Origin of the sequence: Kitasatospora sp. NPDC086009 (assembly GCF_044540385.1) — a bacterium.
Taxonomy (GTDB): domain Bacteria; phylum Actinomycetota; class Actinomycetes; order Streptomycetales; family Streptomycetaceae; genus Kitasatospora.
Genome location: NZ_JBITSA010000008.1, coordinates 31,560 through 50,644 on the forward strand (window position 1 = coordinate 31,560; position 19,085 = coordinate 50,644).

A 19,085-nucleotide genomic window follows, 5' to 3' on the forward strand; every position below is an offset into this window, starting at 1 on the left:
GGACAGGTGTTCGCTTCGTGGCCGATTCACCACTCTACAGATCGGAGAGGCCGTCAAGTAGCCTGCGGGCCATGCGGACCACTTCGTCGATCACCGTCGGCCGGGCAGCCGAGCTCGGCCGGCTCGGCAGCGCGCTCGCCGCCGCCCGGCAGAGGTCCGGACGGGCGGTCTTCCTGCTCGGCGAGGCCGGGATCGGCAAGTCGCGGCTGGCCGGCGAGTGCGCCTACCAGGCCTACGGGCTGGGCCTGCCGGTCCTGCGCGGGCGCGGCAGCTCCACCGGGACGGTCACCCCGTTCCGGCCGCTGATCGAGGCGCTCTCCTCCCGCTTCCGGGCCGCCGGCCCGCCCACCGACCCCGAACTCGACCCGTACCGGCCCGCCCTGGCCCGGCTGGTGCCCGAATGGCGCGGGGCGGCGGCCTCGGCGGCCGGGGCCGGCGCGTACCCCGAGACGGTGGTCGAGCTCGCCGAGGCACTGCTGCGCCTGCTCGCGGTGCTCGGCCGGGACGCGGGCTGCGTGCTGCTCCTGGAGGACCTGCACGACACCGACGCGGAGACGGTCGCCGTCCTGGAGTACCTGGTCGACAACCTGGCCGGCCTGCCCGTCCTGCTGGTCGGCACCCTGCGGGCCGAGCCGGGCCCGGCGCTGGACCTGGTCCGGGCCGCCGAACGCCGCCGTGCCGCCGCCGTCACCGAACTGCGCCCGCTGCCGCCCGCCGACGTCCGGGCGATGGCCGCCGCCGTCCTGGAGAGCGACGCCGCCGACGTCCCGGCGGCCGTCCTGGAGACGCTGGCCGACCGCGCCGACGGCTCGCCCTACCTGATCGAGGAACTGCTCGCGGACATGCTGGCCGGCGGCGCGCTGCACCGGGCCGGCGGCCGCTGGGAGGTGGCCGGGGGCCTGCGCACCGGCGTGCCGAGCACCATCGTCCGCAGCTGGGGCCGGCGGATCGACCAGCTGGACCCGCCCGTGCGCGACCTGCTGCTCACCGCCGCCACCCTGGGCAACCGGTTCTCGGTGGCCACCGTCCAGCTGATCACCGGGTACGACGACCGGACGCTCTTCAGCCACCTGCGGTCGGCCTCCGAGGCCAACGTCATCGTGCCCGACGGCGCCGCCCCGGACCGCTACGCCTTCCGCCACACCCTCACCGCCGCCGCCGTCACCGCCGCCCTGGCCCCGGCCGAGCGGGCCGCCGTGGCCCGCCGGGCGGCCCGGGCGATCCTCCGCGCCGATCCGGAACTCGCCGACGAACGACGCCAGTTGGTCGCTTCCCTGCTGCTGGCCGGCGGGGACCGGACGGGCGCCGCCGTGCACTTCGCCGAGGCCGGCCGACGCGTGCTGGAGGCCGGCGCCGCCGGCTCGGCGGTGGTGCTGCTGGAGCGGGCGCACGAACTCGCCGGGGACGCCGAACGGGCCGCCGTGACCGAGCAGTTGCTGCCGGCCCTGGCCGAGGCGGGCCAGCTGGACCGGGCCTTCGAGCTGGTCCGCACGCTGCCCCCGGTCCGGCCGGAGCCGGCGGCGGCCTGCGCCGCGGCGGTCCGCAGCCCGGCCGCCGACCGCCGGGTCGACCTGCACACCCGGCTCGCCTGGGCGGCCGTGATGGCCGAACGGGCCGCCGAGGCCGCCGCCCAGGTCGCCGCCGCCCGCGCCCTCTCGGGTGCGCACCCGCGCCCCGAGCAGGACGCCGCACTCGTCGTGGTCGAGGGCCACCTGGCGCTCCTGCCCGACCACGCGCCCACCGCGCCCACCGCGCCCACCGCGCCCGAGGGCGGCGCGACCGCCGCCGGGGCCCCGGGCGACGAGCACCCCGGACGGGCCCGGCTGGCCCGCACCGAGGCCCTGGCCCGCCGGGCCGCCGAGGTGGCCGAGCGCTCCGGACTGCCGGTGGTCGCCTGCCAGGCCTGGCAGTTGCTCGCCCTGCTGGCCCGCGAACGCGGCTTCGACGACGCCGACGCCTGCCTGGAGCGGATGCTCGCGGTGGCCGAGGCCCACGCCCTGCCCGTCTGGCGGGTGGAGGCGCTGCTGCGGCTGGGCGCCAACGCCTTCATGCGCACCGGCGACGGCGCCCGCCTCGAACGCGCCCGGGAGGCCGCCGCCGGCCTCGGCGCGATCGTGCTCACCCAGACCCTCGACGGCCTGCTCGCCATGAACGCCGTCCTGCGCGGCGAATGGCGGACCGCCCGCGAGATCGTCGACCGCTGCCTCGACGCCACCGCCCGGCTGAACAACGTCCCCGCGCACCGCTACCTGCTGCTCGGCTCGGCGACCCTGGCCGCCCATCGCGGCCGGGGCCGGGAGATGGAGCGCGAACTGGTCCGGTTCCGCCAGGCCGGCGGCGAGGAGTCCTTCCTGATGCCCCTGCGGCACGGCCTCTGCCGCGCCATCGGCGCGCTGCTCGCCGAGGACCGCGCCGGGGCCCGGGCCGAACTGGCGGCCGGCCTCGCCTGGGAGCAGGAGCACCCCAACGTCTTCTACCTGGCCGGCCGGCACGGGCTGCACCCGCTGCTGGAGGTCGCCGAGGGCCACTGGCAGCGCCCCGACCTGACCCGGGCCATGGCCGCGCCCGCCACCGAACTCGCCTGGAACCGCCAGTTCCTGGGCTTCGCGGAGGCCGTGCTGCTCGGCCGCGAGGGCCGGCCGCGGGACGCCGCCCGCGCGGTCGACGAGGCCCGCGCGGCGGCGGCGCCCTTCCCGCTCGCCCACCACCTGGCGCTGCGGCTGACCGCCGAAGCCGCCCTCGCCGACGGCTGGGGCGACCCGGTGGGCTGGCTGCGCACCGCCGAGGAGTACTTCCACGAGGCCGGCGTCCAGCCGGTGGCGGCCGCCTGCCGGGCCCTGCTGCGCCGGGCGGGCGCCAGCGTCGCCCAGCACCGCGGCGGCCGCGACGCCGTCCCCGCCGGGCTGCGCAGCTGCGGGGTGACGCTGCGCGAGTACGAGGTCCTCGCCCTGCTCACCGACCGCCCCGGCAACCAGCAGCTGGCCCGGACGCTCTCCATCTCCCCCCGCACGGTGGAGAAGCACGTGGCCAACCTGCTCGCCAAGACCGGCCGCCCGGACCGCGCGGCCCTCTGCGACCTCGCCGCGGAGGTCTGCGCCGGACCGTGACGGTCCGGCCGCCCCGCTGGTCCCGCCTCGCGGACCGCGCGGCTCTCCACGGCCTCGCCGCCGGACCGTGACGGCTCCGGTCCGGCCCCCGGCTCAGGGGGTGAGCCGGACGATCTCGCCGAGTTCCAGGGCCGCGTACACCGCGCCGTCCGGAGCCACCGCGATGCCGTGCGGTTCGGCGGCCGGCACCGGCAGCTCGTACCCGGCGTAGTGGCCGTCGGCGGTGAGCGAGCCGAGCCGGTTGCCGGCCCACTCGGTGAACCAGAGCCGGCCGTCGGGGGCGGCCGCGACGGCGTGCGGCCGGGCGGCCCGGTCGGGCAGCGGATGCTCCGTCACCCGGCCGTCCACCGTGATCCGGCCGACCTGGCCGGCGCCGATCTCGGCGAACCAGAGCGCACCGTCGCCACCGGCGGCGATGCCGACGGGCGCGGCCCCCTCGGTCAGCAGCGGGTGGACGGTGATCTCGCCGTCGACGGTGATCCGGCCGACGGCCCCGGCCTGGTTGAGGGTGAACCAGAGCGCGCCGTCCGCCCCGGCCGTGATCATCGACGGGAAGGCGCCGGTCACCGGCAGCGGGTACTCCGTCACCCGGCCGTCCACGGTGATCCGTCCGATCCGGTCCGCGTTCAGCTCGGTGAACCAGAGCGCGCCGTCCGGGCCGGCCGCGATCCCGTACGGCCCGGCGGCCTCGGTCGGCAGCCCGAACGACCGCTCCCGGCCGTCGGTGCCGATCCGTCCGATCCGGTGGTCCCGCATCCGCGCGTACCAGAGCGCGCCGTCCGGCCCGGTCGTGATCACCGACGGTCCGGACGCCGCGGAGCCCGTCCCGAACCGCCGCACCGACCCGTCCGCCGCCAGCCGCCCGATCTCCCCGGCGTGCACCAGCGTGAACCAGACACCGCCGTCCGGCCCCACCGTGATGCCGTACGGACCGGCCTTCCCGTCCGCCACCCGGAACCGCTCGAACTCCCCGCGCATCCCCGCTCCTCGACTGTCGCGACGTGATCGTCTCCATGCTGTCACGCCGTCACCGGCCGTTGTCGGTGGCGTCGTCTACCGTCCTGGGCCATGGGGATCTACCTGGTGAGCGTGGCCGCCGACGACTGGCGCGACGAGGAGGTGCTCGGGCCGGTGGCCGGGGCGGTCGACGCCGAGCTGGGCCGGCGCGGCCTGGCGCCGTTCGTCTGTCCGGAGCCCGTCCGGGCCCGACGGCGCCCCGGCACCCGGTTCGAGGAGAAGCTCCACCGTCCGATCGGCAGCTTCGACCGGCTCTGCCGGGCGCGGTCCGACGACACCCACGAGGCGCTGCTCGGCTGGGAGGTACTGCTGCCGGTCGACCTCGCCGACTCCGTGGTCCTGCCGGCGCGGTCGGAGGACGACGACCCGACGACGGTCGGCGGCGCCCGGCGGGCGCTCGCCGCCGCCCGGCGCCTCGCCGACCGGCTCGCGCTGCCCGCCGGGATACCCGAGCACTGCGACGGCCTCGACCTGGGCCGCTGGTTCGACGGCCCGGCGGCCGTCGCGGCCGCCACCGCCCCCGGCCCCTGGAGCGAGGACCTGGACGCCGCCTACTACACCGCGGTCTACCTGCGGGCGGCCGAGCACGCGCTCCGGCGCGGCTGCCCGGTGGCCTACTCCTGACCCGGCTCCCCTCCGGCGTCCCCGTCCTCGCGGTCGTCCCCGCCCGCGCCGGCCGGAGCCGCCCCGCGTAGGCCGCGGCCGACGGGGTCCGCGGTGCCGCGCAGGACGGAGACCACGCCCACCCCGGCGGCGCAGATCGGGACGGCCAGCAGCGCCCCCAGGATGCCCGCGATTCCGGCACCCGCCACCACGGCGACCATGATGGTGGCCGGGTGCAGCTCGACGGTGCGGCTCTGGATCACGGGCTGGAGGATGTTCCCCTCGACGACCTGGACGGCGAGGACGATGCCGAGCGCCCAGAGCGCCGTCCCCAGCCCCCCGTCGGCCAGCGCGACCAGGACGGCGACCGTCCCGGAGAGGAAGGCCCCGACGAACGGGATGTACGCGCCCATGAACACCAGCGCGCCGAGCCCGGGCGCCCCGGGGATGTCGAGCACGAGCAGGCCGACGGTGATGAAGAAGGCGTCGATCAGGGCGATCAGGGTGGTGCCCCGCATGAAGCCGGCCATCGCCTCGAACGCCCGGTCCGCGCAGGCGACGACCGTCTCGGCGCCGCCGCCCGGGAGGTGCGCGCGGAGCGCCTCCGGGGTGCGGTGACCGTCGCGGAGGAAGAAGAAGACCAGGGCGAGCGCCAGCACGGCGCCGGTGAGGATCTGGGTGGCGAGGCCGAGGCCGGAGAGCACGCCGTTGGTCACCGTGGAGATCAGCGAGCTGGTCTCGCCCGAGGCGTTGTCCAGCGCGTGGCGGATCTTCTCGCCGACCGGTCCGAGCCAGTCGGCGAGCCGGTCGCCGGCCTCCTGGAGCGACTCGGCGATCTGCGGGGCGCTGTGCACCAGCGAGTTGACGAGCAGGGCGATCACCCCGCCGACGGCGGCGACCAGGAGGGCGCAGGTCAGCCCGGCGGCGGCGCCGCGGCCGAGCCCGCGGCGGACCAGCCACGGCATCACGGGGTAGAGCAGCGAGGTGCCGAGCAGCGCCAGGATGACCGGCACGGTCGCCGCGCGCAGTTCGACCAGGGCGAAGACGACCAGCGAGGCGACGGTGATCAGGAGGATGACCGCGACCGACCAGGCGGCCGCCGCCCGGACCGGGGGCGGCAGCATCAGATAGGGCCTGCGGTGGTCCGCCCACCGCTCGCCGGGAGCCCTGTCGGGCGGAAGCTCCCCCGCCATGTCCACCTCCGCCTGGCTCGACCGGTCCAATTTCCCCATCTCAGCAGATGATCTGACCGATCGCCCGTTATGTCCGACCCCTGGCGTGCCCGGCGCGACCGCACGGCGGGATCGGGCTTCCGGACGTCCACGCCCGTCGCCGACCACCGGCAGAGCCGATTCAACCGGCCCCGGCCCGGCCGGGCCCGGAGGAATCGCGGAGCCTCACCCCATCGGGAACGGCGCCTCGCACCCCTGTGGCCCGGTCGAACGCCGGACCTACCCGGCCTCCTCGAAGCGGACCGCCCCGCCCCCGCCGGCGAAGGCCAGCACCCGCTCGGCCTCCGCCTCCGCCGCCCGCCGGTCATCCCGGCCGAGCGCCGCGAACGGACGGACCGCCACCGCCCGCTCACCGGCCGGGCCCTCGGTCAGCTGCCAGCTCCCGGCGACCAGGCCGTCGACCAGCACCGTCCCGAGCACGATGCCGTTCTGGGTCATCACCCGGGGCCGGTACTCCTCGGGCAGCACCCGGGTGCGGTCGGCGTGCGAGAGCAGCAGGTTGTCGAAGGGCGCCAGCAACCGGACGGGCGCCGGGACGGCCGGGTCGGGCCGGGGCGCCCCCGGCAGGTCGTACAGCAGCCGGCCGTGCTCGTCGCGGAAGGTGACCAGCTCCGGCGCGAGCCGCTTCAGCACCGCGCCCAGCCGGCTGAGCCCGCACCACTTCTGCAGGTCGGCGACGGTCGCCGGCCCGAAGGCGGCGAGGTAGCGCAGGGCCAGCGCGTCCAGCGAGGGCGCCCGGTCCAAGGGCCGGCCCAGCCAGGACTCGGCGGTGGTGTGCGCCGCCGCCCCGCTCCGGCCCCAGAGGCCGCGCGGCGGCACCTGAACGAGCGGCAGCAGGCAGCGCGCGGCCTGGGCCAGGGCGGCGGGGTCGCGGTCGGGCCGGCCGGCGGCGAGCACCCCGCCGAGCTGCTGGAAGGTCAGCGGCCGCTCCTCCAGCAGCACCCGCGCCTCGTCGGCGAGCGCGGTGAGGTCCAGCCCGGCGAGCCGCTTGCCATAGGCGGAGCGCAGGCCCTGGTCGAGCACCGGCTGGACGAGCGGGCGCAGCGTCCGGCAGTCGTCCGCCGTCACCAGGTGGATGGTGCCGCGGTGGAGGGCGATCCGGACCACCTCGCGCCGCTGGAACAGGTCGTCGAGCAGGTCGGGCGTGAAGCCCGCCAGCCGGCTGAGCAGCCCCAGGTAGGGCGGCTGCGGCACGGCCTGGGCCTGCAGCCCGCCCAGGTGGCCGACCATCGCGGCCGGCGTCATGGCGCTGCGGGCGAGCAGGTGCTGACGGGCCAGCAGGGCGCGGCCGAGCGCGCGGGTCCCGAGGACGGGCGGTCCGGTCACCGGCGGCCGTCCAGCACGTCGCGCAGCACGCCGATCCGGTTGCTGGTGATCGAGTCCACCCCGGCGGCACGCAGCCGGCGCATGGTGCGGCGCAGGTCCGCGGTCCAGGTGGAGACGGCGAGGCCGGCGCCGTGGGCGGCGGCGGTGAACTCGGCGGTGGCCAGGCCGAACGGCGGGTTGAGGTAGCGCGGGCGCAGGTCGTCCAGCAGGGCGCGGGCGGGCAGTCGCGGCTGCTTCCAGGTCAGCGCGATCTCGGCGTCGGGGGCGAGCGCGCGGACGGCGAGCATCGCGGTGGCGGGGCCGCAGAAGCCGACCCGGTGCTCGGCGCCGAGTCCGGTGACGGCCTCCCAGGCGGCGGCGACGGGGTGCGGGTCGTCCAGGTCGATCAGCAGCCGGGCGGCCGGGGAGGCGGCCGCGGCCTTGAGCGCCTCGGCGAGCGTGGGCACGGCGAGGTCGCCGTCGCGCAGCTCGTCGAGCTGGTCGAGGGTGACCCGGCGGAGGGCGCGGGGATCGCCCCAGAGCCGTTCGAGGGTCGCGTCGTGCAGCAGGACGGGCACGCCGTCGCGGGTGAGCCGGACGTCGACCTCCACCGCGTCGGCGCCGGCGGCCAGCGCGGACTCGACGGAGGGCAGGGTGTTCTCGCGGTACCGGTACGGGTCGCCCCGGTGGGCGACGGCGAGCACCGGGCGACGGGTGGCGTTGGAGCCGGCGGTGGGGTTCATCGGGGCCCTCATCGGATCAGCCCCGCGAGCCACGGGGACAGGTACTGGTGGGTGACGGACTCGCGGTAGCTCGGCTCGCCCGGCACGGTGACGATCAGCGTGCAGGAGGGCGGGAAGGTCCGCTGCTTCACGTGGACCAGCCCGCTCCAGACCGCGTCGAGGAAGGCGGGCACGCTGTCGCGCGGTACGTCGAAGGCGATGTCCTCGACGGTGACGACCGCCTCGTCGTGGACGAAGAGCCGGACGGTGAGCCCGGGGCGGCCGGTGATCTCCAGCAGGGCCTCGTGCGGGATCGCGTCGAGTCCTTCGGCGCGGTCGTGGCCGCCGACCAGTCCGGCGAAGGTCTGGTCGCGCCCGATGTCGTGGGAGGCGCGCACCTCGCGGCCGTGCCGGGCGGCCATCGCCTCGACCGCGAACACGGCGCTCTGGGTGGACGGCAGCGGCGGGTGGGGCATCGAGTGGCGGTCCTCTCGTCGGCGGGGTTCGGCTGTGCGCTCGCCCGGCTCTCCCCGGGCGGGTGGTCAGCGCAGTTCGACCATCACATTGGTCGACTTGATGACCGCCGTCGCGGGCGCTCCGGGCACCAGCCGGAGCTCCTCCGCCGACTCCCGGCTGATCAGCGAGACCACCCGGAACGGCCCGGCCTGGATCTCGACCTGCGCGGCCACGTCACCGAGCACCACATCGGTGACGATGCCGGGGAACCGGTTGCGGGCCGAGGACGGCCGCCCCTCGGCCTCGGCGTTCTCGGGCCGGGCGAGCTCCCGGGCGAAGGCGGCCAACTGGGCGCCGGGGATGATCCGGTGGCCGTGCTCGTCCCGCCCGGCGGCGACCCGGCCGGCGTCCACCCAGCGCCGCATGGTGTCCGAGCTCACACCGAGCATCGCCGCGGCCTCGCCGATCCGGTACGGGTTGACCGGCGCGTCGGACTGGCCCATGTGCGACTCCTGACGGTGGTTCGGTAGCACGTCCGGTGGCACGTGCGGTGTCACGTGTGACACCCCGTCCGGCTTCCCGGCGGGGCGGCGGCGCTGGTCCGGCCGCCCCCGCCATCCTGCCGTACCGGCCGCCCGCCCGGCCAAGCGGAGCACCGTACGCCCGCCGGGGCCGCCCCCCGCGCCCGGTCCGGTGCGCCTAGGGCTCGCCGAAGAGGTCGCGCCGGACGGCGTCGCCGGCGGTGAGGACGGCGCCGGCGAGCACCGCGCCGCCGCCCGCCGTACCGGCCCGGACCTCGGTGCGCAGCGGGGAGAGCCCGGCCAGGCGGCGTTCGACCCGGCCGGCGAGCTCGGCCCCGCCGGCCCGGCCGACCTCGCCGCCGAGGACGACACAGCCCGGGTCGAGGACGACGCAGACCGCCGAGGCGCCGACCGCGATCCGCTCGGCCAGCTCGTCCAGGAACGGCCCGCCCGGCTCGCCCTCGCCGCACGCGCCGAGCGCCGTCCGGACGGCGGCCTCGGCGGCCTCGGCGTCGTCGGCCGGGCCGGCGGGCAGACCGTGGGCGCGGGCGAGGCCGCAGACCGCCGCGCTGCCGACCAGGCCGTGGAACCCGCCCTCGCACCCGGCGGCGCTGGGCAGGCCCGCGGTGCCGGGGACGGGCAGGAAGCAGATCTCGCCGGTGCCGCCGGAGGCGCCGCGGCGCAGCCTCCCGTCGAGGATCACCGCGGCACCGACGCTGTGGCCGAGCCAGATCAGGACGAAGGTCTGCTGCCCCCGGGCGACGCCGATCCGGTACTCGGCGCGGCCGGCCAGGTTGACCTCGTTCTCCAGGATCACCTCGGTGCCGGGCAGTGCCTCCAGGGCGGTGAGCAGTTCGGCGTGCCAGCTCGGCAGCGCACCGGTGCTGTAGAGCCGGCCGGTGGCGGGGGCGACCAGCCCGGGGGCGCCGACGGCGACGGTGTGCAGCCGGTCCACCCCGGCCCGGCCCGCGGTCTCGCGCAGGGTGCGGACGATCCGTTCCGCCGTACCGGCGTCGCCCCGGCCCTCGACGGCCAGCTCGGCGGAGGCCAGGGTGTGCCCGGTCAGGTCGGCGACGACCAGGCTGACCCCGCCCGCCCGGACGTCGATCGCGGCGAGGTGGGCGCGCGAGGCGACCAGCGCGTACAGCCGGGCGTTGGGGCCGCGCCGCTGCTCGCCGCGCTCGCCGACCACGGCGACCAGGCCGGTCCGCTGCAGTCGTTCCAGCAGGTCGGCGACGGTGGGGCGGGAGAGCCCGGTGAGGTCGCGGAGCTCGGTGGCGGTCAGTGGCCCCTGGTCGAGCAGCAGGTTGAGCGCCAGCCGGTCGTTGATCGCCCGGGCGGTGCTCGGCGTGGCCGTACGCACGGTGGTCATGGGCGTCATCCTTCCAGAGTGTTTCTATCAGGGTCCCTTCCTGATAATTTATCGGACGACGACACCCGCGCACGAACCACGCGATGGCGGGCATCACTCAACAGGAACCACCCACAGGGCACCGTCGCGCCACGGCGCGGCCGGGAGGGAACACCGGATGACCGACAGCCTGACCACAGGACCACCCCACGGCCGGCCGGCCGCCGGGCCCCTGGCGCACCCGCGCCGCGCCAGGGCGAGCATCGCGCTGGTCTTCGCCGTGCACGGCGCGGTCGGCGGCACCTTCGTCACCCGCATCCCCTGGCTCCAGGACCGGCTGGACCTCTCCCCCGGCCAGCTCGGGCTCGCCCTGGTGATGCCGGCCATCGGCTCCTCCCTCGCGATGCCGCTGGCCGGCCGGTTCGTCCACCGCTACGGGGGCCGGGCCGCGGTGCGCGGGCTGCTGTCGATCTGGTGCCTGGCGCTCACCCTCCCCGCCCTCGCCCCCTCGCTGCCGCTGCTCTGCCTGTTCCTGCTCGCCTACGGTGCGACGGCGGGCATGGCGGACGTGGCGATGAACGCCCAGGGCGTGGAGGTCGAACAGCGGCTGGGCCGCTCGATCATGTCCGGACTGCACGGGATGTGGAGCGCGGGCGGGCTGGTGGCCTCGGCCTTCGGCATCCTCGCCGCCCACCAGGACCTCGACGCCCGGCTCCAGCTGGCCGTCACCGCCGTGGTGCTCCTCTGCCTGGCCCAGCCGGTCTGCCGGGGCCTGCCCGACCTGCGGGCGGCCGAGGAGGACGAGGCCCCGCCGCGCTTCGCCCTGCCGCCGCGCAGCTCGCTCGTGATCGGCCTGGTGGGCTTCTGCGCGGTGTTCGCCGAGGGCGCCTCGATGGACTGGAGCGGCGTCTACCTCAAGGACGTCACCGGCGCCTCGGCCACCGTCGCGGCCGCCTCGTACACCGCGTTCGCGCTCACCATGGCCGCCAGCCGGCTGGCGGGCGACGCGGCGATCCGCCGCCTGGGCGCCGTGCGGGCGACCAGGATCAGCGGCGCGGTCGCCACCACGGGCGGCGTCCTGGTGGTCCTCGCCGACAGCCCGGCCCCGGCCATCGCGGGGTTCGCGCTGATCGGCATCGGCATCGCCGTCGTCGTCCCGCTCGCCTTCGCGGCCGCCGGCCGGATCGGTACCAACCCGAGCCAGGCCATCGCCGGCGTCGCGACGGTCACCTACACCTCGGGCCTGGTGGCGCCGGCCATCATCGGGGCGCTCGCCCAGGCCACCTCGCTCACCGTCTCCTTCGGCGTGGTCGCGGCGCTCGCCTTCGCCCTGCTGCTGAGCGCCGGCGCCCTGCGCCGGGCCGAGCCGGGCGCCGGGGCGGCGGCCACCGACCACCCGCCGACCACCGGGAAGCGGGCCACCGAAAATGTGATCGCACCGTCCTCGAAATAGCCTTGCCAAGGTAATTCTCGGGCGATATAGTAGCACCGCACAATTGAATTCTTCGCTAATATCGCCGACTGCCGGATGCATGGAGCATCCGGCAGTTCCGCGACCAGTGGAGGAATTCTCCCGTGTGCTACGACGCCGACTCCGCGCCCCCCGCCTTCACCGCCGCCGGCAGCACCCTGGCCGAATCCGCCGATCTCACCCTCGTTTCCGGCGACGGCACGGAATTCGCCGCCTTCCTGGCCCGGCCGGTCCGGCCGACCGGCCGCGGCGTACTCGTCCTGCCGGACAACCGGGGCCTTTCCGATTTCTACCGGGCGACCGCCGTCCGGCTCGCCGAACAGGGCCACCCGGCACTCGCCGTCGATTACTACGGGCGCACCGCCGGCGCCGGGCCGCGGGAGCGCGGGCCGGAATTCGGCGAGCTCCCGCACCTGCTGCCGCACCTGCTCGCCCTCACCCCGGACGGCCTCGACGCCGACCTCACCGCGGGCATCGGCCGGCTGCGCGCGACCGGCGTCACCGAGGTCGTCGCCCTGGGCTTCTGCTTCGGCGGCCGCCAGGCGTTCCGGGCCGCCGCCCCCCGGTTCGGGCTCGCCGGTGTGATCGGCTACTACGGCTACCCCGACGCCATCAACGGCGCCCCCGGCCCCACCCAGCTCGCCCCCGGCCTGACCGCCCCCGTGCTCGCCTTCTGGGGCGGCGCCGACGAGCACATCCCCGCCGAGACGGTCGCCGCCTTCGACGCGGCCCTCACGGCAGCCGGCTGTTCACACGAGTTCATGACTTTTCCTCAGGCGCCGCACAACTTTTTCGAACTGGGCGCCGTCGAACACACCGACGCGGCCAGGGAGTCCTGGCTGCGCCTGCTGGCCTTCGCCGCCGCCCCGGGCCCGTCCGGAGCGGCCTGACCCGGCCGGCGACCGTCACGTCCACAGCACAGGGGGACTCATGACCGGCCGAACCATCAGCAAGCGACGCGTCGGCTCCGCCGCCGCCGTCGTCACCCTCGCCCTCGGCGGCGCCCTGGCGGCCGCCGCGCCCGCCTCGGCGGCGGGCATGAACTACAAGCCGATCAGCACCGCCACCGACGTCGAGGTCCGGGTGCAGTCGAGCGGCAAGTGCCTGGAGGTCGCCGACTGGCGCACCGACGACGGCGCCCCGGTCCGCCAGTGGACCTGCACCGGCGGCGACAACCAGAAGTGGCGGTTCACCGACGGCTACGCCGTCAACGTCCACAGCGGCAAGTGCCTGGAGATCCCCGGCTACTCCACCGCCCCGGCCGCCCGGGCCGACCAGTGGACCTGCGACAAGGGCGCCAACCAGCGCTGGGGGGTCGTCAACGACAGCCAGGGCTCGCTGGCCGTCGTCAACTTCCACAGCGACCTCGTGCTCGACGTCAACAGCGGGACCGCCGCCGACGGTGCCCCGGTGATCCAGTGGTACCCGACCGGCGTGTCCAACCAGCGCTGGTACTTCAACCCGTCCGTGGTGCTGTAGAGCCGGCGCCCCGGCGGGGAGCACCGCCACCCCGCCGGGCACCCCGGCAGACCCGAGCACCGCACCGAACCAGGGGGACCAGATGACCGACCGCTCCACCACGGGGCGACGCCTCGTCCCGACCGTCACCGCCCTCGCCCTCGCAACCGGCCTGGCCGTCGCCGCACCGGCCGGCCCGGCCCGGGCGGCGACCTCCGCCCCCTTCCAGATCGGGAACCTCGCCACCTACAAGTGCCTGGAGGCGGCCGACTGGCGCACCGACGACGGCGCCCCGGTCCGCCAGTGGACCTGCACCGGCGGCGACAACCAGAAGTGGGTCTGGACCGACGCCGACCAGCTCGTCAACGTCCACAGCGGCAAGTGCCTGGAGATCCCGGGGTACAGCGGCGAACCCGGCACCGCGGTCGGCCAGTGGACCTGCAACGGCGGCGCGAACCAGGTCTGGAGCGACGCGAGCCGGTTGCACAGCGGGCTCCGCCACCTCGTCAACGCCCACAGCGGCCGCTACCTCGACGTGGCCGGTGGCAGCACCGCCGACGGCGCGCCGGTGATCCAGTGGGGCCTCAACGGGGCGGACAACCAGGTCTGGTACTACTCGCCGTTCCCGCCCGGACCGCACCACTGACCATGCCGAAGCCCGCCCGACCACCCGACACCAGGGGGATCCGATGACCGCGCTCCACACCGCTCAGCTCCGCACCCCGCTCCAGCGCCTCGGCGCGGCCACCGCGGCGCTCGCCGCGGCCGGCGTGCTCACCGCCGCCGTCCCGACCACGGCGCAGGCCTCCGTCCCGGTCGTCGTGACCAGCCCGACCGAGGTCCGCAACGCCATCACCAACAAGTGTCTGGAGGTCACCGACTGGCGCACCGACGACGGCGCCCCGATCCGCCAGTGGACCTGCACCGGCGGCGACAACCAGAAGTGGGCCTGGACCGACGCGAACCAGCTCGTCAACGTCCACAGCGGCAAGTGCCTGGAGATCCCCGGCTTCAGCACCGCCTGGGGCGTCCAGGCCGACCAGTGGGACTGCAACGGCGGGCTCAACCAGATCTGGTCGGAGACCGTCGTCCACCACAGCGGCATCCGCTCGCTGACCAACCGCAGCAGCGGCCTCGTGCTGGACCTCCCCGGGACCAACCCCGCCGACGGCACCCCGATCATCCAGTGGGAGCGCAACTACGGCTTCAACCAGGCCTGGATCTACTCCCCCGCCCAGCACGGCACGCACAGCTGACCGGCGGCCGCGTCAGAAGCCGCCGCCTCCGGGCCGCCCGGTGACCGGCCGGTCGCCGGGGGGTCACCGGGGTGAACCCACCGCCCGGCGCGCCGAGCCGTCCGGTTAGGCTCGGGCGGTGCCCGCACCCGCACCCGCATCGCCCGCGCCCCCGCCGACGCCCGACCCGATGCCGCCCCGGCCCGCGTCGCGGCTGCGCGCGCCCTGGCCGCGGTTCGCCCTGCTGGTGGTGATCCTCGCCGCGGCGGCCGGCTCGCTGCTGCTCTGGAGCCCGTCGGCGCTGCTCTCCGACGGGCTCCCGGCCGGGGTGCCGGGGTACTGGCTGGCACCCGCGTTCACCGCGGTCTACGCGGTCGGCACGCTGGCCTTCGTACCCCGCCCGGCGCTCAACGCGGCGGCGGGACTGCTGCTCGGCATCCAGCAGGGCATCCTGCTGGCCGTGCTCGGCACCACCCTGGGCGCGGCGGCGGCCTTCGCCCTGGGCCGGCTGCTCGGCCGCGACGCCCTCCGCCCCTATCTGCGCGGACGCCTGCTGACCGCGCTGGACCGGCGGTTCACCGAGCAGGGGTTCCGCAGCGTGCTGCTGCTGCGCCTGCTGCCCGGGCTGCCGTTCCAGGCCGGCAACTACGGCGCCGCGTTCTCCGGCGTGCGGTTCCTGCCGTTCCTGACCGCCACCGCGATCGGCGTGGTACCGACCACGGCGGTGTACGTCACGGCCGCGGCCAGCGCCGGGGAGCCGGGTTCGGCCGCCTTCCTGCTGTCGGCCGGCGCGATCGCCGTCCTGGCCGTCGGCAGCCTGGTGTCGGTGTGGCGGGCGGCCGCCCGCCGCCGCGTCCCGCAGGCCTGAGCCGGACAGCCCGACCGGCGGCCCGGATCGCCCGGCGCGCCCGGCGACTATTCGGTCGCCCCGGCCCCACCGGGTGCGCCAGGATGGCCGCCATGACCAACGACCCGATCCCCGCCGTCGACCGGCCCGAGCCCCCGTTCGCGGCGGACGAGACGGCGATGCTCACCGCGTGGCTGGAGTTCCACCGCGCCACCCTCGCCCGCAAGTGCGAGGGGCTGGGCACCGACCAACTGCGGCTGCGCGCCGTCCCGCCGTCCTCGCTCTCGCTGCTCGGCCTGGTCCGGCACATGGCGGAGGTCGAGCGCTACTGGTTCCGGATCATCCTGCTCGGCGAGGAGCCCGGCACCGCGGGCCTCTACTGGACCGAGCAGCACCCGGACGGCGACTTCGACTTCGTCGACTCCGCCGACGCCGCGGAGGACTTCGCCACCTGGCAGGGGCAGATCACGGCCGCCCGGGCCGCCTGCGAGGGCCTGCCGCCGGAGACGGTCGGCAAGCGACCGCGCCAGGGACGGGAGGTGACGCTCCGCTGGATCCTGGTCCACATGATCGAGGAGTACGCCCGGCACAACGGTCACGCGGATCTGCTGCGCGAATTGGTCGACGGCGTCACCGGCGAGTGAAATCGTTCCCACATCGTTGACAGAAGGTCAATTCGGCGGTGACCGCGACCGATATGGTCTACGCGCGCAACCGTCCGCCGTTCCGCTGCGTCGCAACTGTTGCCCGGGTTCGCCCGGGTTTCCGGCGCGGCACGACTCGTACGGGGGTCGCGAGCGGGCACGGGACCGGTGATCAGTGCGATACTCGGACAGTTCCGACGAGTGGATGACGTGTCAAAAGGACACGCGCACCGGGGGACCTGTACGGAACGAGGCAGGGAGGCGCGGCATGGGAGCACTTCGCGACGAGCACCACAACGGGTGGCTGATGCCCTCCGGGAACTACCCGGCCGCGGTGTACGACGACGAGTGGATCGAGCAGGAGACGGTACCGTCCTCCCCGGCTCCCACGAAGATCGTCTCCCTGCGGCCGACGGGCTTCGAGGCCGCGCGAACGGTCGGCGAGCACATCCGGGCGAGCATCCCGGTGGTCATGGACCTCACCGAGATGGACGAGGCCGAGGCCAAGCGCATGGTCGACTTCGCCTCCGGGCTGATCTTCGGCACCTGCGGCGGGATCGAGCGGATCGCCCGCCGGGTCTTCCTGCTCACGCCGGCGGACGTCGAGGTGATGGTCATCGACCGACCGCTGGACGAGACCGGGTTCTACAACCAGAGCTGACCGGCAGCGATCGCCGGCACCAGACCCGCGACCGGGGACGGCCACCGCCGTCCCCGGTTTTGCATGCCCGGACGCCCACCGGGCCCGGCCCCACTGGCTCCGTGCCCCACCCGCCCCACCGGCCCCACGGACCCCGCCACGACACCGGGGCCTCGACTGAGGCATCCAAGAAAAGATTGAGACACAGACGTCTCATTTGGCGTAGACTCGCCCCATGGCCACCGACCGCGACTCCGTCCTCGAAGCCGCCGTGGGCGTGCTCTCCCGCCGCCCGACCGCCCATCTGGACGAGATCGCCCGGGCCGCGGGCATCAGCCGCGCCACGCTGCACCGGCTCTTCCCCGGCCGCGAGGCGCTGATCCGCGAGGTCGGCCTGCTCGGCCTGCGCACCTTCGGCGCCGCCCTGGACGCGGCCGCCGTCGAGGACGGCGACGCGCACGCCGCGCTGCGCCGCCTGGTCGACCGGATCGTGCCGGACGCCGCGCTCTGCGCCTTCCTGGCCGGCGAGAACCAGCTGTACGACGACGAGGACATCAACGAGCTCTGGGACGCCCAGATCAGCCGGCTGCAGGCGCTCTTCCTGCGCGGCCAGCAGCAGGGCGTGTTCCGCGTCGAGCTCTCCGCCGGCTGGCTCAGCGAGGCCTTCTTCGACCTGGTGGCCGGCGTCGGCTGGGCCGTCCAGGACGGCCGGCTCGCCCCCCGGGACGGCGCCTTCTCGCTCGCCGAGCTCTTCCTCGGCGGCGCGCTGCGACCGCCGCGGCCGCACTGAGCCCTCCACCCAACCCACAGCACCTCGGACCACAGGCCCGCACCAGCGGCCGGAAACCGATACCCATGAGCAGCACCGTCCTCACCCGCCCCCGCCAGCGCTGGATCGGCCTCGCCGTCCTCGTCCTGGCCGTGACCCTGGTCGCCGTCGACGCGACCGTCCTGTCCCTCGCGATACCGTCGATCAGCGAGACGCTGCGCCCCAGCGGCACGCAGCTGCTCTGGATCGGCGACGCCTACTCCTTCGTGCTGGCCGGCCTGCTGGTCAGCATGGGTTCGCTGAGCGACCGGATCGGCCGCAAGAAGCTGCTGCTGGCCGGCTCCACCGCGTTCGGCGCCGCCTCGCTGCTGGCCGCCTACGCGCCCAGCGCCGGCTGGCTGATCCTGGCCCGCGCGCTGCTCGGCGTGGCCGGGGCGACCATCATGCCGTCCACCCTGTCGCTGATCCGCAGCCTCTTCCCGGACGACCGCGAGCGGGCCACCGCGATCGGCATCTGGGGCGCGGCCGCCACCGCCGGCGCCGCCCTCGGACCGGTGGTCGGCGGGGTGCTGCTGGAGCACTTCTGGTGGGGCTCGGTGTTCCTGCTGAACATCCCCGTCCTGGTGCTGCTGCTGGTCTTCGGGGCCTGGCTGCTGCCGGAGTCCAAGGACCCGAAGCCGGGCCGCTGGGACGTGCTGTCCGTGGTGCTCTCGCTGACCGGAGTGATCGCCGCGGTCTACGCGATCAAGGAGGCCGCCGCCCACGGCGTGGCGCGCTGGGACGTCCCGGTCGCGGCCGTGCTGGGCGCCGCCGCACTGACCGTCTTCGTCCGCCGCCAGTTGCGCCTGACCACCCCGCTGCTGGACGTCCGGCTCTTCTCGGACCGGCGCTTCACCGCGGCGGTGCTGGCCTCGCTCACCGCGCTGGTCGGGCTCTCCGGCGTGGTCTTCGTGACCTCGCAGTACCTGCAGCTGGTGCGCGGCTACGAGCCGCTCAAGGCCGGTCTGGCCGAGCTGCCGGCCTTCGCCGGAGCCGTGGTCGGCGGTCTGCTGACCGCTCGGTTGGCGCGGCGGGCGGGAGCCCGGGCCACCCTGACGCTGGGCCTGCTGGCCATGGGCACCGGCATCGGCCTGCTCGGCTGGGTGCAGCAGGACTCCACCTACCTGGTGCTCGCCGCGGCCTTCCTGATCGTCGGCACCGCCGAGGGCGTGGTCTACACGCTCGGCGCCGACCTGGTGCTGGGCGCCGCGCCGGCCGACAAGTCCGGTGCCGCCTCGGCGGTCTCCGAGACGGCCTACGAGCTGGGGACGGCGCTCGGCATCGCCCTGGTGGGCTCGGTGGTCGGCTCGCTCTACGCGAGCGGGCTGACCGTGCCGGCCGGGGCGGGCCAGGCCGCCGCCACCCAGGCCGGCGAGTCGCTCGGCGGCGCGGTCGAGGTGGCGCACGGTCTGCCGCAGACGCTGGCCGGTCCGCTGTTGGACAGCGCCCGCGACTCCTTCGTGCACGGCATGAACATCGCCGCGATCCTGGCCGGCGGGCTGCTACTGGCCGCCTCGGCGCTCGCCTGGCGCCTGCTGCGGGGCCTGCCGAAGGCCGCCGACCAGGAGCGGGCCGAGGCGGCGGCGCGGCAGCCCGACCGCGAGAAGGCGGCGCGCTGACCCCGGGCCTGACCCCGGGCCGCGCGCGGGACCTCGCACCCCTCCCCGG

At 75.7% G+C, this 19,085-nt stretch carries 19 protein-coding genes; 12 read left to right on the plus strand and 7 right to left on the minus strand.

Going from position 1 to position 19,085, the window contains the following annotated elements; genetic code table 11:
* Positions 1–71: 71 nt before the first annotated feature.
* Positions 72–3,107, plus strand: coding sequence for an AAA family ATPase (locus tag ACIF6L_RS20705; RefSeq protein WP_396486452.1), 3,036 nt, complete (start codon positions 72–74; stop codon positions 3,105–3,107).
* 93 nt (positions 3,108–3,200) lie between these two features.
* Here the strand turns inward: ACIF6L_RS20705 and ACIF6L_RS20710 are convergent, their stop codons facing one another.
* Positions 3,201–4,085, minus strand: a complete 885-nt coding sequence (locus ACIF6L_RS20710; RefSeq protein WP_396486453.1) for a virginiamycin B lyase — start codon at positions 4,083–4,085, stop codon at positions 3,201–3,203.
* A gap of 90 nt (positions 4,086–4,175) precedes the next feature.
* Between ACIF6L_RS20710 and ACIF6L_RS20715 the strand changes: the two genes are divergently transcribed.
* On the plus strand, positions 4,176–4,748 hold the full coding sequence (locus ACIF6L_RS20715) for a hypothetical protein (protein ID WP_396486454.1): 573 nt from the start codon (positions 4,176–4,178) through the stop codon (positions 4,746–4,748).
* Here ACIF6L_RS20715 and ACIF6L_RS20720 read toward each other — a convergent pair.
* From ACIF6L_RS20720 to ACIF6L_RS20745, 6 genes are all read right to left on the minus strand, one after another.
* Positions 4,739–5,920, minus strand: coding sequence for an AI-2E family transporter (locus ACIF6L_RS20720; protein ID WP_396486455.1), 1,182 nt, complete (start codon positions 5,918–5,920; stop codon positions 4,739–4,741). The two genes, ACIF6L_RS20715 and ACIF6L_RS20720, sit on opposite strands and share 10 nt — an antisense overlap.
* 258 nt (positions 5,921–6,178) lie before the next feature.
* Positions 6,179–7,285: a winged helix DNA-binding domain-containing protein gene (locus ACIF6L_RS20725; protein ID WP_396486456.1), complete on the minus strand. Its 1,107-nt coding sequence runs from the start codon at positions 7,283–7,285 to the stop codon at positions 6,179–6,181.
* Entirely contained in the window at positions 7,282–8,007 is a 726-nt protein-coding gene (locus ACIF6L_RS20730) for a glycerophosphodiester phosphodiesterase (protein ID WP_359807422.1), read from the minus strand. Before ACIF6L_RS20730 ends, ACIF6L_RS20725 begins: the two co-directional genes overlap by 4 nt.
* Positions 8,008–8,015: 8 nt before the next feature.
* The gene (locus ACIF6L_RS20735) at positions 8,016–8,462 is read right to left on the minus strand and encodes a hypothetical protein (protein WP_352292314.1); all 447 of its coding nucleotides are present in this window, start codon (positions 8,460–8,462) and stop codon (positions 8,016–8,018) included.
* 66 nt (positions 8,463–8,528) lie between these two features.
* Entirely contained in the window at positions 8,529–8,945 is a 417-nt protein-coding gene (locus ACIF6L_RS20740; protein ID WP_396486457.1) for a molybdopterin-binding protein, read from the minus strand.
* A gap of 196 nt (positions 8,946–9,141) precedes the next feature.
* Entirely contained in the window at positions 9,142–10,335 is a 1,194-nt protein-coding gene (locus ACIF6L_RS20745; protein WP_396486458.1) for an ROK family transcriptional regulator, read from the minus strand.
* 157 nt (positions 10,336–10,492) lie between these two features.
* Between ACIF6L_RS20745 and ACIF6L_RS20750 the strand changes: the two genes are divergently transcribed.
* From ACIF6L_RS20750 to ACIF6L_RS20795, 10 genes are all read left to right on the plus strand, one after another.
* Entirely contained in the window at positions 10,493–11,767 is a 1,275-nt protein-coding gene (locus ACIF6L_RS20750) for an MFS transporter (protein WP_396486459.1), read from the plus strand.
* A 122-nt stretch (positions 11,768–11,889) separates the two neighbouring features.
* Positions 11,890–12,675: a dienelactone hydrolase family protein gene (locus tag ACIF6L_RS20755; protein WP_396486460.1), complete on the plus strand. Its 786-nt coding sequence runs from the start codon at positions 11,890–11,892 to the stop codon at positions 12,673–12,675.
* A gap of 40 nt (positions 12,676–12,715) precedes the next feature.
* Positions 12,716–13,264 carry an RICIN domain-containing protein gene (locus tag ACIF6L_RS20760; protein WP_396486461.1) on the plus strand — a complete coding sequence of 183 codons (549 nt, stop codon included), beginning with the start codon at positions 12,716–12,718 and terminating at the stop codon, positions 13,262–13,264.
* A gap of 82 nt (positions 13,265–13,346) precedes the next feature.
* Positions 13,347–13,889, plus strand: a complete 543-nt coding sequence (locus ACIF6L_RS20765) for an RICIN domain-containing protein (protein ID WP_396486462.1) — start codon at positions 13,347–13,349, stop codon at positions 13,887–13,889.
* A gap of 43 nt (positions 13,890–13,932) precedes the next feature.
* A complete protein-coding gene (locus ACIF6L_RS20770; protein WP_396486463.1) occupies positions 13,933–14,499 on the plus strand; it encodes an RICIN domain-containing protein in 567 nt (188 codons plus the stop codon).
* A gap of 118 nt (positions 14,500–14,617) precedes the next feature.
* Positions 14,618–15,346, plus strand: coding sequence for a TVP38/TMEM64 family protein (locus ACIF6L_RS20775; protein ID WP_396486464.1), 729 nt, complete (start codon positions 14,618–14,620; stop codon positions 15,344–15,346).
* Positions 15,347–15,438: 92 nt separating this feature from the next.
* Positions 15,439–15,969, plus strand: a complete 531-nt coding sequence (locus tag ACIF6L_RS20780; protein ID WP_396486465.1) for a DinB family protein — start codon at positions 15,439–15,441, stop codon at positions 15,967–15,969.
* A gap of 268 nt (positions 15,970–16,237) precedes the next feature.
* Positions 16,238–16,630, plus strand: a complete 393-nt coding sequence (locus tag ACIF6L_RS20785; RefSeq protein ID WP_329486140.1) for a cell division protein SepF — start codon at positions 16,238–16,240, stop codon at positions 16,628–16,630.
* A gap of 214 nt (positions 16,631–16,844) precedes the next feature.
* On the plus strand, positions 16,845–17,399 hold the full coding sequence (locus ACIF6L_RS20790; protein ID WP_352292334.1) for a helix-turn-helix domain-containing protein: 555 nt from the start codon (positions 16,845–16,847) through the stop codon (positions 17,397–17,399).
* Between the two features lie 65 nt (positions 17,400–17,464).
* Entirely contained in the window at positions 17,465–19,036 is a 1,572-nt protein-coding gene (locus ACIF6L_RS20795) for an MFS transporter (protein WP_359807402.1), read from the plus strand.
* Positions 19,037–19,085 lie beyond the last annotated feature (49 nt).

Excerpts from the sequence above, each read along its gene's own strand:
- ACIF6L_RS20705 (WP_396486452.1), top strand. The coding sequence starts at position 72 with ATGCGGACCACTTCGTCGATCACCGTCGGCCGGGCAGCCGAGCTCGGC.
- ACIF6L_RS20710 (WP_396486453.1), bottom strand. The coding sequence starts at position 4,085 with ATGCGCGGGGAGTTCGAGCGGTTCCGGGTGGCGGACGGGAAGGCCGGT.
- ACIF6L_RS20715 (WP_396486454.1), top strand. The coding sequence starts at position 4,176 with ATGGGGATCTACCTGGTGAGCGTGGCCGCCGACGACTGGCGCGACGAG.
- ACIF6L_RS20720 (WP_396486455.1), bottom strand. The coding sequence starts at position 5,920 with ATGGCGGGGGAGCTTCCGCCCGACAGGGCTCCCGGCGAGCGGTGGGCG.
- ACIF6L_RS20730 (WP_359807422.1), bottom strand. The coding sequence starts at position 8,007 with ATGAACCCCACCGCCGGCTCCAACGCCACCCGTCGCCCGGTGCTCGCC.
- ACIF6L_RS20735 (WP_352292314.1), bottom strand. The coding sequence starts at position 8,462 with ATGCCCCACCCGCCGCTGCCGTCCACCCAGAGCGCCGTGTTCGCGGTC.
- ACIF6L_RS20740 (WP_396486457.1), bottom strand. The coding sequence starts at position 8,945 with ATGGGCCAGTCCGACGCGCCGGTCAACCCGTACCGGATCGGCGAGGCC.
- ACIF6L_RS20745 (WP_396486458.1), bottom strand. The coding sequence starts at position 10,335 with ATGACCACCGTGCGTACGGCCACGCCGAGCACCGCCCGGGCGATCAAC.
- ACIF6L_RS20750 (WP_396486459.1), top strand. The coding sequence starts at position 10,493 with ATGACCGACAGCCTGACCACAGGACCACCCCACGGCCGGCCGGCCGCC.
- ACIF6L_RS20760 (WP_396486461.1), top strand. The coding sequence starts at position 12,716 with ATGACCGGCCGAACCATCAGCAAGCGACGCGTCGGCTCCGCCGCCGCC.
- ACIF6L_RS20765 (WP_396486462.1), top strand. The coding sequence starts at position 13,347 with ATGACCGACCGCTCCACCACGGGGCGACGCCTCGTCCCGACCGTCACC.
- ACIF6L_RS20770 (WP_396486463.1), top strand. The coding sequence starts at position 13,933 with ATGACCGCGCTCCACACCGCTCAGCTCCGCACCCCGCTCCAGCGCCTC.
- ACIF6L_RS20780 (WP_396486465.1), top strand. The coding sequence starts at position 15,439 with ATGACCAACGACCCGATCCCCGCCGTCGACCGGCCCGAGCCCCCGTTC.
- ACIF6L_RS20785 (WP_329486140.1), top strand. The coding sequence starts at position 16,238 with ATGGGAGCACTTCGCGACGAGCACCACAACGGGTGGCTGATGCCCTCC.
- ACIF6L_RS20790 (WP_352292334.1), top strand. The coding sequence starts at position 16,845 with ATGGCCACCGACCGCGACTCCGTCCTCGAAGCCGCCGTGGGCGTGCTC.
- ACIF6L_RS20795 (WP_359807402.1), top strand. The coding sequence starts at position 17,465 with ATGAGCAGCACCGTCCTCACCCGCCCCCGCCAGCGCTGGATCGGCCTC.